The organism is Xylanimonas allomyrinae (genome assembly GCF_004135345.1).
Classification (GTDB): domain Bacteria; phylum Actinomycetota; class Actinomycetes; order Actinomycetales; family Cellulomonadaceae; genus Xylanimonas; species Xylanimonas allomyrinae.
In genome coordinates, this window is record NZ_CP035495.1 from 1,798,184 (window position 1) to 1,811,688 (window position 13,505).

Annotated in this window: 16 protein-coding genes; 15 read left to right on the forward strand and 1 reads right to left on the reverse strand. The window is 73.1% G+C overall.

Translation table 11 applies throughout. The features are described from left to right. The first annotated feature begins 157 nt into the window (after positions 1–157). The 15 genes from ET495_RS08215 (at position 158) to ET495_RS19395 (ending at position 12,767) form a co-directional block, all read left to right on the forward strand. A complete protein-coding gene (locus ET495_RS08215) occupies positions 158–1,063 on the forward strand; it encodes a bifunctional DNA primase/polymerase (RefSeq protein WP_129204129.1) in 906 nt (301 codons plus the stop codon). Beyond that, positions 1,060–1,455, forward strand: coding sequence for a hypothetical protein (locus ET495_RS08220; protein ID WP_129204130.1), 396 nt, complete (start codon positions 1,060–1,062; stop codon positions 1,453–1,455). The genes ET495_RS08215 and ET495_RS08220 overlap by 4 nt, the downstream gene beginning before the upstream one ends. Beyond that, positions 1,452–2,348 (forward strand): hypothetical protein, encoded by an 897-nt coding sequence (locus ET495_RS08225; RefSeq protein WP_129204132.1) that lies wholly within the window; start codon positions 1,452–1,454, stop codon positions 2,346–2,348. Before ET495_RS08220 ends, ET495_RS08225 begins: the two co-directional genes overlap by 4 nt. After that, positions 2,341–3,333 (forward strand): ParB/RepB/Spo0J family partition protein, encoded by a 993-nt coding sequence (locus tag ET495_RS08230; protein WP_129204134.1) that lies wholly within the window; start codon positions 2,341–2,343, stop codon positions 3,331–3,333. The genes ET495_RS08225 and ET495_RS08230 overlap by 8 nt, the downstream gene beginning before the upstream one ends. A 328-nt stretch (positions 3,334–3,661) precedes the next feature. Then, positions 3,662–4,057: a hypothetical protein gene (locus tag ET495_RS08235; RefSeq protein ID WP_129204136.1), complete on the forward strand. Its 396-nt coding sequence runs from the start codon at positions 3,662–3,664 to the stop codon at positions 4,055–4,057. Then, entirely contained in the window at positions 4,054–5,250 is a 1,197-nt protein-coding gene (locus ET495_RS08240) for a M23 family metallopeptidase (RefSeq protein ID WP_245993374.1), read from the forward strand. Before ET495_RS08235 ends, ET495_RS08240 begins: the two co-directional genes overlap by 4 nt. Then, on the forward strand, positions 5,247–5,549 hold the full coding sequence (locus tag ET495_RS08245; RefSeq protein ID WP_245993375.1) for a DUF6112 family protein: 303 nt from the start codon (positions 5,247–5,249) through the stop codon (positions 5,547–5,549). Before ET495_RS08240 ends, ET495_RS08245 begins: the two co-directional genes overlap by 4 nt. Positions 5,550–5,576: 27 nt before the next feature. Then, complete coding sequence (locus ET495_RS08250) at positions 5,577–5,879, forward strand: DUF6112 family protein (protein ID WP_129204138.1); 303 nt, start codon at positions 5,577–5,579, stop codon at positions 5,877–5,879. A 26-nt stretch (positions 5,880–5,905) separates the two neighbouring features. Then, a complete protein-coding gene (locus ET495_RS08255) occupies positions 5,906–7,183 on the forward strand; it encodes a conjugal transfer protein TrbL (RefSeq protein ID WP_129204140.1) in 1,278 nt (425 codons plus the stop codon). After that, positions 7,180–8,625: an SCO6880 family protein gene (locus tag ET495_RS08260; RefSeq protein ID WP_129204142.1), complete on the forward strand. Its 1,446-nt coding sequence runs from the start codon at positions 7,180–7,182 to the stop codon at positions 8,623–8,625. The genes ET495_RS08255 and ET495_RS08260 overlap by 4 nt, the downstream gene beginning before the upstream one ends. A gap of 77 nt (positions 8,626–8,702) precedes the next feature. After that, positions 8,703–8,951, forward strand: coding sequence for a type II toxin-antitoxin system Phd/YefM family antitoxin (locus ET495_RS08265; protein WP_129204144.1), 249 nt, complete (start codon positions 8,703–8,705; stop codon positions 8,949–8,951). Then, complete coding sequence (locus ET495_RS08270; RefSeq protein ID WP_129204146.1) at positions 8,951–9,406, forward strand: PIN domain-containing protein; 456 nt, start codon at positions 8,951–8,953, stop codon at positions 9,404–9,406. Before ET495_RS08265 ends, ET495_RS08270 begins: the two co-directional genes overlap by 1 nt. Positions 9,407–9,638: 232 nt before the next feature. Further along, positions 9,639–10,091 (forward strand): hypothetical protein, encoded by a 453-nt coding sequence (locus ET495_RS08275; RefSeq protein ID WP_129204148.1) that lies wholly within the window; start codon positions 9,639–9,641, stop codon positions 10,089–10,091. Continuing rightward, entirely contained in the window at positions 10,088–11,566 is a 1,479-nt protein-coding gene (locus ET495_RS08280; protein ID WP_129204150.1) for an ATP-binding protein, read from the forward strand. Before ET495_RS08275 ends, ET495_RS08280 begins: the two co-directional genes overlap by 4 nt. A gap of 172 nt (positions 11,567–11,738) precedes the next feature. After that, positions 11,739–12,767, forward strand: a complete 1,029-nt coding sequence (locus ET495_RS19395) for a GNAT family N-acetyltransferase (RefSeq protein WP_129204152.1) — start codon at positions 11,739–11,741, stop codon at positions 12,765–12,767. 54 nt (positions 12,768–12,821) lie between these two features. Here ET495_RS19395 and ET495_RS08290 read toward each other — a convergent pair whose 3' ends face one another. Further along, the gene (locus ET495_RS08290) at positions 12,822–13,343 is read right to left on the reverse strand and encodes a hypothetical protein (protein ID WP_211340939.1); all 522 of its coding nucleotides are present in this window, start codon (positions 13,341–13,343) and stop codon (positions 12,822–12,824) included. Positions 13,344–13,505 lie beyond the last annotated feature (162 nt).

Consider the following 13,505-nt stretch of genomic DNA (forward strand, 5'->3'; position numbering starts at 1 on the left):
CGGTGGATTCAGGCTCAGGTCGAGGCGCGTCCTGCGCGAGCACCTCACGTACGGCGCCTGACCTGCACTGACGCCAGTCGGACGCTCCGTACGTGGTCCGTACGTGGTGCCGTACGCCGTGCGTTCGCGGTAACGGTGGCGGCCGAGCGTGGTGGGCATGTCAACACCGGCCGACCTCACCTCGTCGCGGCTCTCACCGCTGCGTCGTGCCGCCGCCGCGCCCTCGCTGCCGGCGGCCGCGGCCTCGCTGGCGCGGGCCGGGGTGCCTGTGTTTCCGTGCGCGCCGACGGGTAAGCAGCCGCTGACGCAGCGCGGGTTCCTGGACGCGACCACCGACGTCGACCAGGTCGCGGCGTGGTGGCGGCGTCGTCCGGACGCGAACATCGGCGTGCCGACCGGTGAGCGATCGGGGTTCGACGTCGTCGATGTGGACCTGCACCCGGGTTCGTCGGGGTTCCCGGCGTTCGAGCGGGCCCGCCGCGGCGGCCTGGTGGCGGGGTGGTCGGTGGTGGTGCGCACGCCCTCGGGCGGGATCCACGCCTACTTCCCGCACTCTGCGGGGGTTGAACAGAGGTCGTGGCAGTCGCCGCGCACGCACATCGACTTCCGCGGGGACGGCGGGTATGTGGTCGCGCCGCCGTCGTGGTGCCTGACGCCGGTCGGGCCGCGTCGGTACGAGCTGGTCGCGGTGTCTGGCCGCGACCCGCATCCGGTGGACGCCGGCGCGTTGCGGGCGTTCCTCGATCCCCCGCGCCCGACGCCGTCACCGTCGGGTGCGGGCGTACTGCCTGGGGTGGGTGCCTCGCCGGATCGGTTGGCGGCCTGGGTCGCGAGCCGCCCGGAGGGCGGGCGCAACGCCGGGCTGTTCTGGGCGTCCTGCCGGATGGTCGAGGGCGGGTTCGACCTGCCCTCGACGGTGGGCGCTCTTGCCGAGGCCGCGCAGCACGCCGGCCTTCCGCGGCGGGAGGTCGAGGCGACGATCCGCTCGGCCTTCCGCCGCACTGCTGCCCTGCCCGCTCCGGGCGGTCTGCGCCCGGCCCCGACCCCGGAGGTGTCGACGTGATCCCCGCCCCGTACCAGCCTGGCCGACCACCGCAGTTCCAGCCCTTCCCGACGATGACAGCCCCACACGCGGCGTCGAAGGTGAGCCTGCCCGACCCGATGGCCGTGCACCGCGACCCGTCCCGCCGCCGCCTGACCGGTGGGACGCTCGCGTCCCATGCCCGTGTCACGGGCGACTACCAGTGGACCCGGCTGGCGGACCTGTCGGTGCTCGGGTCCCAGGCGCTCGTCGGGCGAGGGATCTCGCTCGAACGGGCCGTCATGCGGCACGCCTACGCCATCCCCCGCACCTCCGTGCGCGCGATCCGTCAGCACCGCGCCGCCCGGACAGCACCGCAGGCGACGCCGTCGCCGTCCGCCGCGACCCGTTCGACGTCGGCGGTGGACCTGTGAACGGCGACGACGCCGGCCTCGCCACCGTGGACCGCGTCGGCGTGGATAGCGTCGGCGTGGATGGCGGCGGCGTGGACCTGACCGACGCCGAGCAGCTGCGGGTGGTGCTGGCGGACCTGGGCCGTGATGGTCGCCGGTCGTGGGCGTCGGATCCGCGGGCGGCAGAGCTGATGCGGGTGTGCGAGCGAAAGTATGCGTGGCTGGCGCGCCGGTACGGGCGGACCCCGCACGACGCTGTCGTGGCCGCGTTCCTGCAGCTGCGCAACCCGGCGACCGTGACCGCGACGAACCCGTGGGCGCTGGTGACGACGGCGGTCGGGTCGATGCTCAAGGCCGACGCGCTCGCCGAGGAACGCCTGTGCTCGGAGCGGTCCGCCCGCCACCGCAGCGAGACGCCCGTGCATGCCGCGCAACGCTGGGACGAGACGGCCTGGGACCTGCTCGGCGACAGCATCGCGGCCCCCGCCCTGGAACCGCAGGTGCTGCGCTGCCGTGTCGGGGATGTCGAGCCCGATGAGGTGCGGGCCGCGCTCGACACCGCCGTGAGCGTGCTCGTCGCGCACGGATGGCCGGCGGGAACCGCGGGGCTCGGCATCGACTACGTCGCCGAGCGTCTCGCGACGCTCCCCGACCGCAGAGGCGCGTTCGCGAAGCTGCGCCGCGACAGCCATGCTCTCGTCCTGCTCGACCTGGCCAAGCCGTCGTGGGTGGCGCTGCTGACCGCCGTGCTGGGCGACCCGCGCCGCCCCGAGGTCAGCGCCGCGGGCCGTGGGCTGCTGCTGCGGTGCCTGCTCGGCGAGAGTGTCGAGGAACTGGCTGCCGATCCGATCATCGCGGCCGTCTTGACCGGTTCTTCCCCGGCCCCGGCCACGCCGGGGGTGCGTCGTGGTTGAGGTGGTGCCGGGGATCGAGCGGGCCATCGACTCGATCCGGGTCGGGCGCCGGTACCGGGTCGACCTCGGCGACATCGACACCCTGGCCGCGTCGATCGGCCGGCTCGGGCTGATCCAGCCGATCACGATCACACCGGACGGCGTCCTGGTGTGCGGGCAGCGCCGCCTCGAGGCGCTCAAGCGGCTCGGGCACCGCACGGTGCGCGCGTGGGTGCGGTCGGGGATCTCCTCGGACCTGACCTTGTTGCTCGCCCAGCGTGACGACGTCGCCACCGTCAAGCCGCTGACCGTCCTGGAGAAGGCCGACCTGTACCGGGAGGCCAAGGCCGTGTTCGAGGAGGACGCCGCCCGACGGCAGGCCGCCACCCGGTTCGGCACCACCCCACACGCACCGGACCACGGCGACGACGCTCGCGGCGACGTCGTTGCTGGTGGCGGCGGTTCCGGCGAAACGCCGGAACCGCACGGGCACCTCGACTCGCGCCACAAGGCGGCCCACCTCGTCGGCGGCACCTCCGGGTACAAGCGGTACGAGCAGATCGCCTGGCTCACCGACCTGCGTGAGGACACCACCGGCGACGTCGTCGTCCGTGAGCATGCGGGCGAGGCGCTGCGCCGCATCCAGGCCGGCGCCCCGGTCGGGCCTTTGTACGAGCGGGTCAGGCGGGAGGTCGCAGGGATCGTCACCAGCCCGCGCCCCGCACCGGCGCCGTCGAGGCCGGCGTATCGGGCGGGGCGCCCGCGTCCGCCCGCAGCGCACCCGGCGAGGGTGCTGGGGCCGCGGGCGGGCACGATCCGGCAGTTCCTCGACACGATCACCGCTCTGGACGGGTGGACCGAACGGTTCGACGCCGACGCGATCGGGCGAGGCATGTCCGAGGTCGAGTGGGGCACGTTCGACCGGGTGCGTGAGGCGTTCGACAAGTTCGCCGTCGTCGCCCGCGCTGGCCGGGAGGCCGCCGACGCGCACCGGGTCCGGCCATGAACACCACCACCGGGCTGGGCACCCGCCGGGTCATCGTCGCCGTCGCCGCGGCCGTCGTCGTCGTGCTGGTGTTCACGGCCGCTGTCCTCTTGTGGCACAGCCACAGGGGCCACGTCCCCGCGGCCGATGCCGCCGCCACCGGCGCCCCCGACGGCAGCGTCGTCGACGGCGCGCCCGCCCCGGGGACCCCGGCCTTGGAGGTGGCGTCGTCGCCACCGGCGATGACGCCACCTCCCTGTCGCTGCCGCCGGTCGGATCGTCCACGGACCCGGTCCTGTTCGCCAGGACACTGGCGGCCGCCCTGTTCGCGTGGGACACCTCGGCGTCCGTGCCGCGGGAGGCGTACCGGCAGCGGATCCTTGACGTCGCCGACCCGTCCGGCATCGAGACCCCGGGGCTTGTCGATGACCTGATCGCCTACCTGCCTACCGCCGCCGCGTGGGACTTCCTCGCCGGGTACGCGACACGCCAGTGGCTCACCGTCACCGACGCCGTGATCCCCGCCTCGTGGGCGGGCATCGTCGCGAACGCCCCGCCCGGGTCGCTCGCCGATGGGACGAGCGCGGTCACCCTCACCGGGGTCAGGCACCGTGCCGGAGTATGGGAAGGCGACCCGGTGCAGGAGAGGTTCTCGGTCGAGCTCACCGTGTTCGTGGTCTGCGAGCCGACCTACCCGACCTGCCACGTGCTGCGCCTGAGCGCACCCGGCACGGCACTGCGGTGACCACCGTGCGCCGCCTCCTGCTTGCCACCGCCACCGCGGTCGTCCTGCCCCCGGCCCTCCTGATCGGGCTGCTCCTCATGGCGGCAGCCCAGGCCACCCCGACCTGCGGGCGCGGGCAGACCGTGACGGCGGTGCCGGACATGCTCGCCGCCCGCACCACGGACGGCACCCCGATCACGATGGGGCGGGTCCAGCTCGAGCACGCGGCCACCCTGATCGACGTCGGCGCCACCGTTGCCGGTGTCGGACGTGACGGCGTCGTGGTCGCACTGATGGCGGCCCTGACCGAGTCCGGGCTGCGCAACTACGCCAACACCACCGCCTACCCGGCCTCGGGCACCCTGCCCCACGACGCGGACGGGTCCGATCACGACTCGCTCGGCATCTTCCAGATGCGCCCGGCCGCCGGGTGGGGGTCCGTCGCCGAACTCATGGACGTCACCTACCAGGCCCGCGCGTTCTACGGCGGGCCTACCGGCCCGAACCACGGCACCCCGCGCGGGCTGCTCGACCTCCCCCGCTGGCGCGACCTCTCGCCGGGGCAGGCAGCCCAGGGCGTCGAGGTCTCCGCCTTCCCGGACCGGTACGCCCGATACGAGCCCGTCGCCGAGGCCATCCTCGACGCCCTCACCACCGCGTCCCATGCTCCAACTGCGACGTCGGGGGACACCGTGGCGGCGGGGCCGGCGCCGGTCCCATCTGTCGGGGTCGTGCGCTACCCGCTGCCCGACAACACGGGGGTGCGCACCAGCGGGTTCGGGATGCGCACCAACCCGGTCCTGCACGTGCGCCGCCTGCACGAGGGCGTCGACCTCGCCGCCCCTCAGGGCACCCCGATCCTTGCCACCGCGGCAGGCCGGGTCGTCGCCGCCGGGCCCCGAGGCGGGCTGGGCAACGCCGTCGCGATCGAACACCACCTGCACGCACAGGCCGTCGTGTCCGTGTACGGGCACATCGCCGCCGACGGCACCCACGTCCGCGTCGGGGACCTCGTCGCGGCCGGGGACTGGATCGCCGACGTCGGCTCGACCGGCAACTCGACCGGCCCCCATCTGCACTTCGAGATCCGCCCCGGCGGCCTCGACCACCCGGCCATCGACCCGACCGCGTGGCTGGCCTCCGCCACCGGCGGCACCACCCCCTCCCTTCCCGCCGGCCTCGCGGCGTGCACGACCCCAGCGGTGCGCGCATGAGCACCGGGGCGGGCGTCACCGGGGTGCCCGCGGGGAGGGTGAGCCCGGACTTCACCGCCGTCGCCGCCGACGACCAGCTCGTCTCGATGCTCGGCGCACTGCTCACCGTCGCCCTCCTCGTCGCAGTCGCGGTCCTGATCGTCTCGGCGACCGCGTGGGCCATCGCCACCGCCGCCGGGTCCTGGCAAGGCGCGGCGCGGGCCAGGGCCGGTGTCCTGGTCTCCCTGGCCGGTGCCGCGCTGACCGGCGGGGCCCTGGCCTGGACCAACTGGCTCCTTGACACCGGCGCCCACCTGTAGCCCGACATCCGAGAACGGAGTACCGCCATGACCCCCTCCCGTGCCACCACCGTGCTGGCCGACATCTCCATCGACCCGAACACCACCGGCCTGCCCGGCATCTCCGCGCTACGCGACATCGTCGGCGCCGTCATGACGATCGGCCTGATCCTCGCCGTGCTCGCGGTGATCGTCGCGGCGATCGTGTGGGCTTTCGGGTCCAACACCTCCAACCCCACCTACGCCAGCCGCGGCAAGACCGGCGTCATCGTCGCCGTCGCCGCAGCCGCCGTCTGCGGGGCAGCGGTCACCCTCGTCAACTTCTTCTGGGGAGTGGGCCAGACCGTCTGAACCCCGACCGCCTGAGAGGAGCTTTCATGGACCTGTGCTCGATCCCCGGGGTGGCGTCGGTGTGCGACGCCGCCGCAACCGCCGCCGCCGGCACCGTCGAGTCCCTCCTGATGGGCCTGACCGCAGCCGTCTCGACCGGAGCGGCCGACCTGATGCGCGGCATGTGGGCGGCGTTCGAGACGACGACGTTCGTCGACCTCACCACCGACGGCTTCACCCGCGTCTACAACATCGTGTTCGGCGTCGCCGTGTTCGTCATGCTCGCGTTCTTCCTGCTCCAGCTCATCACCGGCATGCTGCACCGCGAACCCGCCGCAATGACCCGGGCCGCCCTCGGCCTGGGCAAGTCGATCCTGGGGTCGTTCGTCGTGGTGACCGTGATCGCCGCCGGGCTGGAGATCACCGACCGGGTCGCCACCGCCATGATCGACGCTGCGGGCACCACCTTGACCGAGGTCGGCGACCGCATCACCCTGCTGACCACGGGCACCGCCCTGACCGCGGCCAGCGGTCCCGGCGGTGCGATCCTCGTCGTCCTGCTGCTGTCCAGCGTGACCCTGTGCGCGGGGCTGATCCTGTGGCTCAGCCTCCTGATCCGCAAGGCCCTCCTGCTGGTCGCCATCGCGTTCGCCCCCGTCGCCCTCGCGGGCGCCACCTGGGACTCGACCCGCGGATGGGTCGGGCGGTGGGCCAACGTCGTCATCGCGCTGATCGTCTCGAAGATCGTCGTCGTCGTCTTCCTCCTGCTCGCCACCGCGCAGATCACCGCCCCCGTCTCCGCCGACCTGACCTCCCTGTCCGACCCGCTGAGCGGGATCGTGCTGCTCCTGGTCGCCGGGTTCGCGCCCTACATGACCTACAAGGCCATCACCTTCATGGGCTTCGACATGTACCACGCCATGTCCGCCGAACAAGAAGCCAAGCAGGCCCTCAACCGGCCCGTTCCCGTCCCCGCCCGGTTCCTGAACCGCGCCGAGACACCGCGGATCCTCGGCACCCCTGGCGCAACCGCCGACGGCGGCCCGACCCCCACGCCACGGCCCGCACCCTCCTCACCGGGCGTGCCCACCGGGCACGCGGCCGCGCACGCCGCAACCACCGGGGCGAGCGCGGCGCCCGCCAGCGGCGGGACCTCGGCCGCAGCCGCCGGCGGCGGGGCAGCCGCGGCCGGTTCCGCAGGCCCGATCGTCGCCGGGGCGATGGCGGCCAAGGCCGCCGCGGACGCCGGACCCCGGGCCGGCGCGTGGGTCGCCGGGCAGTCCACACGCGGGGCCGACGCCGCACAGGACGGGGCGCACCGGTGAGCACCGAGCCCGAGATCCGTCCGGTCACGTTCTCCCGACTGCCGCGCCGCGGGATCATCCTCGGCCTGTCCGGACCCCGCCTCATCGCCGCCGGGACCGGCGCGACCCTCCTGGTGCTGGCCCTGTACACCGGCGGCGGCGCCCCGCTCCTGGCCGCACCCCTGGCCGCCCTGCTGGCCGGTGCGGCCATGGTCCCGGCGGGCGGGCGGACCGCCGTCGAGTGGGCGCCCGTGACCGCCCGCTGGATCCGGCGCACCCTGACCGGGCAGACCGCCTACCGCGCCCGCATCGGCCGCCCGCGCCCCGCCGGAACCCTCGCCCTGCCCGGGGACGCCGCAGCCCTGCGCGAGGTCACCGACCCCGACACCGGCGCCGTCTACGTCCACGACCCCCACCGCGGCACCCTGACCGCCATCCTCGAGGTCCGCCACCCCGCGTTCGTCCTCCTCGACCCCACCGAGCAGAACCGCCGCGTCACCGCCTGGGCCCGCACGCTCGCCGCCGCGTGCCGCTCCGGACGGATCGCCGACCTGCAGGTCCTCGAACGCACCCTCCCGGACTCGGGCAAACCCCTGCACGACTGGTGGCACGCCCACGGAGCACGCGACGGATCCTGGGCCGCCCAAACCTACGAACAGCTCATCGAACGTGCCGGACCCGCCGGGCAACGCCACACCTCGACGATCTCGCTCACCCTCGACATCCGCGCCGCCGCACGCACCATCCGCACTTCCGGCGGCGGCCTGAGTGGCGCCGCCGCAGCCCTGCGCCACGAGGTCGACGCGATGATCCTCGCCCTGAACGCCGCCGACATCACCACCACCGCCACCCTGACCCCCGGCGACCTCGCAGTGTCGTTGCGCACCGCGTACGACCCGGCCGTGGCCGCCACCCTCGAACGTCACGGCACCCTCGGGCGCGACCTCGCCACCGCCGGACCCCTCGCCGTCACCGAGACGTGGGCGCACCTGCGCTCCGACTCCGCGCACCACGCCGTGCTCTGGATCAGCGAATGGCCCCGCTCGTACGTCTCGCCCGGCTTCCTGCAACCCCTGCTCGCCGCCACCGGCGTCCAGCACACCTTCACCATGCACTTCACCCCCGTGCGCGCCGACGTCGCCGCCCGCACCATCCGCCGAGCCAAGACCGGCCACCTCTCCGACGCCGCCCAACGCGCCCGCCTCGGACAGACCGAAGACGCCGCCCACACCGCCGAATACACCGACGTCCTCCAACAAGAAGCCGACCTGACCGCAGGGCACGGCCTCCTGCGCGCCACCGGACTCATCACCGTCAGCGCGGCCGACCCCGCCGACCTCGAACACGCCGTCGCCGTCGTCGAGCAGGCGGCCATCCAGTCCTCGTGCGAGACCCGCCGCCTATGGGGCCAGCAAGCCCAGGCCTTCGTCTGCGCTGCCCTCCCCCTCGGACGCGCAACATGACCGCGCCGACGCACACCACGCCCGCCGCACACGACCCGGTAATGTGTACACATCGGTACACAGCCTGGGAGGCCCTCATGTCCGTCACCCCCGTCGGGATCCGCCGGTTCCGTGCGGACCTGGCCACCTACGTCGACTCCGACACGCCCGTCGCCGTCCAGCGTCACGGGCACACGGTCGGGTTCTTCATCCCCGTCAAGGTCGACCTGACCGCCGAGCGGGCCGTGTTCGCCGCCGCGACCGCGAAGCTGGACGCGCTCCTGGCCGACGAGGACGTCGAGGCCGCCCTGCGCGACTTCGAGGACCTGCGCGCATCGGAGACGTGATGGAGGCCGCCACGGCGGTCGTCCTGGACGCCAACATCGCCCTGCGTGCCGTGCTCGGCGCCGGCGCACGACGCATCATCGCCGAGCACGCCGGGCCGACCTGGATGTGCGCGCCCGCCGTCGCGTTCGCCGACGCGCGCCGCCACCTGCCGGTGATCGCAGGTCGGCGCGGCTGGTCACCAGACGCGCTCAAGGCCGCCCTCGACGCGCTCGACGCCCTGGAGCACCTCGTCCACCCGATCGACGCCGAGACCTACCACGGCGCGCTCGGCGAGGCGCACCTGCGCATCGACGTGCGCGACCCAGACGACGCGCCCATCCTCGCGACCGCGCTCACCCTGGCCTGCCCGGTCTGGACCGAGGACCAGGACTTCTTCGGCACCGGCGTCCCGACCTGGACCACCGACCGCGTCGAGCTCTACCTCTCTCCCGACCGCCCCGCCACCACCGCATAGCAGACGACCACGGCCGCACGACGCTCCGGGCCGACGGCGCGCCTGCCCATGCTCCCGACGGCGGTGTGGCGGGCGGCGCGTCGCCGGCGGGACCGGTTCGCGTTCGCGCCCGCGCTCGTCGCCGGGCTCTACCGCGCCGTCGCCGTCATGCACCTGACCGGCTGACGTGCTCACGGGCTGACGCGGCCGCTGGCAGGCACACCTTCCTGGTGACCACACCCTGGAGGCCGTCATGAACTACCCCGAGAGCCCCGTCACGTCCGCGGAACAGGCCGCGACGGCGATGAAGGCGCTGGCCCGCGCCACCCGCACCTTCGAGGACCCGGCAGACACGCACTGGACCGTGGGGAACCTGCTCTCGATCGCCGGGTCGTTCATCGAGGTGCTCGAGAACCTCGCCCATGCCCACCGTGCGAGCATCGAGGCAGCCCACGACGACGCGGGCCGCCACGCCGCCGGGCTCGCGTTCTGCCTGACCGCCGCCGACGACCTGCACAAGGCTGCCCTCGCGCACGCCGACGCCTACCGCAGGCTCGACGAGGCAGCCAGCGCGTCGAGCCGCATCGCCTGGCACACCGACCCACCCATCACCCACGGCGTCGACCACGCCCCGACGGCGACGATCACCCCCATGCGCCCCTACCGGCCGAACGTCACGGCGGACGCGACGGGGCCCATGCCGTGACCGAGGACCGCGTCCACGCCTCCGTGCTCGTGACCCCTGCCGGAGAACGCCGCGGCCGGCGACGAGCCCGCCGGGCCGCAGCCGACGCCGTCGCAGCCCGCAGCCTCGCCCAGACGCGAGCCGCAGCGCGCACCACTCACGCGGCCGACCTGGCCGCCCGACGCGCGACCCGCTACCTGCCCGCAGCCGGCGAACCCGGCCCCGCCGCGCTGCGCACCCCGGGCCGCTTGCGCCTCCCGCAGCACCAAGACACCTCCGCCACGTGGGCGGGCGCGTACCCGTTCCTCGCCGAGGGCGGCCTCGGCGCCGACGGCGTGTTCATCGGTCAAGACCACAACTCCGGGTCCGCGTTCGTCTACGACCCCTGGGTCCTCTACCAGCGCGGCCTGATCACCGCCCCGAACATGGTCATCGCGGGCATCGTCGGCGCCGGAAAGTCCGCCCTCGCCAAGTCCCTGTGCACCCGCTCGATCCCGTTCGGACGCCGCGTCTACGTCCCCGGCGACCCCAAGGGCGAGCACACCGCCGTCGCCCGCGCCGTCGGCGGCATCGCCATCGAGCTCGGCCACGGCACCACGAACCGCCTCAACCCCCTCGACGAAGGCCCCCGCCCCACCGGCCTCGACGACGAGCAGTGGCGCACCCAGGTGGCCGCGCGCCGCCGCGACCTCGTCGGAGCACTGACCGAGACCGTCCTCGAACGACGCCTGACCCCGCTCGAGCACACCGCCCTCGACGTCGCGCTCACCGACACCGTCGCCGCCGCGACCGTCCCGATCCTGCCCATGGTCGTCGACCGGCTCCTGACCCCCGACGACACCACCCTCACCGAAGACGGGCGCCTCGCCGGACACGCCCTGCGCCGCCTCGTGGCCGGCGACCTCGCCGGCATGTTCGATGGCCCCTCCACCGTCCGCTTCGACCCCACCGCCCCGATGATCACCCTCGACCTGTCCGCCGTCGCCGAGAACACCACCGCCCTGTCCCTGCTCATGACGTGCGCGTCAGCCTGGATGGAGTCCGCGCTCCTCGACCCCGACGGCGGCCAACGGTGGGTCCTGTACGACGAGGCCTGGCGGCTCATGGCCCACCCCGCCCTCCTGCGCCGCATGGACGCCCACTGGCGGCTCGCCCGCCACTACGGCATCGCGAACGTCCTCGTCTTCCACAAGCTCTCCGACCTCGACAACGTCGGCGACCACGGCTCCACGGCACGCGCCCTCGCGTCCTCACTTCTCGCCAACGCCGAGACCCGCGTCATCTACCGCCAAGAGACCGACCAGCTCGGCCCCACCGCGACCACGCTCGGACTCACCCGAACCGAGCGCGGACTCCTGTCCGAACTCGGGCGCGGGCAAGCACTCTGGCGGATCCGCGACAGATCCTTCCTCGTCACTCACCAGATGGTCCCCGACGAGCTCGCACTCTTCGGCACAGATGCACGCCTCGGCCAAGAACTCCGCAAGTTCCCGTGATTCTCGACGGTTTCCGGGCGAACATGAGCGTGGGCTTGCGGGGATCGGTGATCAGTCCTCACGTTCCCCCGAATACCAGTTCTGGGTATCTGCGTGAGTGAAGTCAACCGTCACCTGGTCCACGGTGGCGTTCGAAGAACCGCGCCCGTAGGCCTGTCCACAACGAGCCCGCATGTCACGGCATCGGCCGGTCCCGTGGCGGGTTGACGACCAAGGTCCACCACGCCGTCGACGGAAAGGTCGACCGCTGGCCGCGGTCGTCGCGGCCGGACAGTGCCACGACGGCAAGCAGCTCGAACCGGTGCTCGCCGACATCTGGGTCCCCCGGGTCGACGGCGGGCGCCCGCGGACCATGCCCGACGCGCTGCTGGGCGACAAGGCGTACTCCTCCGCAGCGATCCGGTACGAGCTGCGCGGGGCGCGGGATCAAGGCCGTGATCCCCGAACGGGACGACCAGAAGGCCAACCGCAAACGCAGAGGCTCGGCCGGCGGAGGCGACCAGGCCTGAACACCGAGAAGTACAAGAAGCGCAACGTCGTGGAGCGGTCCTTCAACCTGCTCAAGCAGTGGCGCGCCCTGGCCACCCGCAACGACAAGCACGCCACCATCTACCGCGGCGCCGTCGTCCTGGCCGCCATCATCGTCTCGCTACGCAGTGAAGAGACACGGCCTAGTGGCTGGGTGCGGCACGATGGTGCAATGCCAGCCGTGACACCCGGTGGCGTCGCCGTCCGTTGTGCTACGCCTGACGACGCGATCGCCTGCGCCTCGGTCCACTACACCTCATGGGTGGAGACCTACTCCGGTCTCCTGTCGGTAGCGCACTGGGAGACCGACACCCTGGAGCGCCGGATCGAGAAGTGGTCTCGCCGCCTTGACGACGGCGCGGTGGTCACGATCGCGGAGGTGGACGGCGCAGTAGTCGGGTTCGCCATCGGTGGGGCTGGGCGGCAGATCGGAGATCACTCGCCCGTGCGCGAGCACGAGTTGCAGTCGCTATACGTCCTGGCCGACCACCACGGCACAGGTGCCGGGCAAGCGCTGCTCGACGCGGTCGTCCCACCTGGCCCCGCGCAGCTGTGGGTCGCTGAGAAGAACCCCCGAGCGCGGCGGTTCTACGAGCGCAACGGCTTCTTGCCAGACGGCGAGCGCTTCTTCGACGAGCGGCTGGGCATCGCGGAGGTCCGCCTCGTGCGCTGAGCGCATGCCTGGTCGCGAACTCGGGCAGCCGAGCGGAAGTCGGTTGGCCGGGAGTCAGCGAAGGTTCTGCCGGCTGCTCGGCTTCGTGCCGAGATGGAACGCCGCGGTCAGGACGCCGATGAGCAGGAGGGCGGCGGGTCGCCCGTCGTTCGATGCGGCCAGCCGCCCGGGGAGGTCGTCCACCTGGTCCGAGATATGACCCAGGTACGCGATGGTCGTCCAGCCGTTGACTACCTGTTGCTGGGGCGCGCCTTCGGTGCGGGCGTTGTTGGCGTTGTCGTCTGCCTCGATGGCCGCGATCGTTGCATCATGGCGCGTCGCTTCGGGCTCGGCCGGGGCGCCTGCGACGAACACGACAATTGCGGCGAGGGCGGCCACGGCGAACCCGATGCGCCGCACAAGTTCGATCAGATGGGTCCCGGCGCCACGCGCGGATCCCCCGCCGTCCTGCTGCACCGAATGCGTGGCGTGATCCGTCGCCTGCGGAGCAGGCGTCGACGCGGCGTCCCCGGGCAACGGCTCAGGCTTGGGCGCTGTTGCCTTGTCGCCCTCGGGTACGGGGGTCGGCTCAGCCATCGCGGTTGTCCTCACTTGTCCGGGCCGTGCGCGAAGGTGCGCTGACCTCGCCGTCAGTGTCTCGAACACTCAGACCTGGTCCGGTCCTTTGGCGCCTGTCGCGTTCGGTTGCGTCGCTAAGAGGCGGTTGCCTGCACCGGGCGGCGCGCAGCAGCGCGGGCT

Excerpts from the sequence above, each read along its gene's own strand:
- ET495_RS08215 (WP_129204129.1), top strand. The coding sequence starts at position 158 with ATGTCAACACCGGCCGACCTCACCTCGTCGCGGCTCTCACCGCTGCGT.
- ET495_RS08245 (WP_245993375.1), top strand. The coding sequence starts at position 5,247 with ATGAGCACCGGGGCGGGCGTCACCGGGGTGCCCGCGGGGAGGGTGAGC.
- ET495_RS08250 (WP_129204138.1), top strand. The coding sequence starts at position 5,577 with ATGACCCCCTCCCGTGCCACCACCGTGCTGGCCGACATCTCCATCGAC.
- ET495_RS08255 (WP_129204140.1), top strand. The coding sequence starts at position 5,906 with ATGGACCTGTGCTCGATCCCCGGGGTGGCGTCGGTGTGCGACGCCGCC.
- ET495_RS08265 (WP_129204144.1), top strand. The coding sequence starts at position 8,703 with ATGTCCGTCACCCCCGTCGGGATCCGCCGGTTCCGTGCGGACCTGGCC.
- ET495_RS08270 (WP_129204146.1), top strand. The coding sequence starts at position 8,951 with ATGGAGGCCGCCACGGCGGTCGTCCTGGACGCCAACATCGCCCTGCGT.
- ET495_RS08275 (WP_129204148.1), top strand. The coding sequence starts at position 9,639 with ATGAACTACCCCGAGAGCCCCGTCACGTCCGCGGAACAGGCCGCGACG.
- ET495_RS19395 (WP_129204152.1), top strand. The coding sequence starts at position 11,739 with ATGTCACGGCATCGGCCGGTCCCGTGGCGGGTTGACGACCAAGGTCCA.
- ET495_RS08290 (WP_211340939.1), bottom strand. The coding sequence starts at position 13,343 with ATGGCTGAGCCGACCCCCGTACCCGAGGGCGACAAGGCAACAGCGCCC.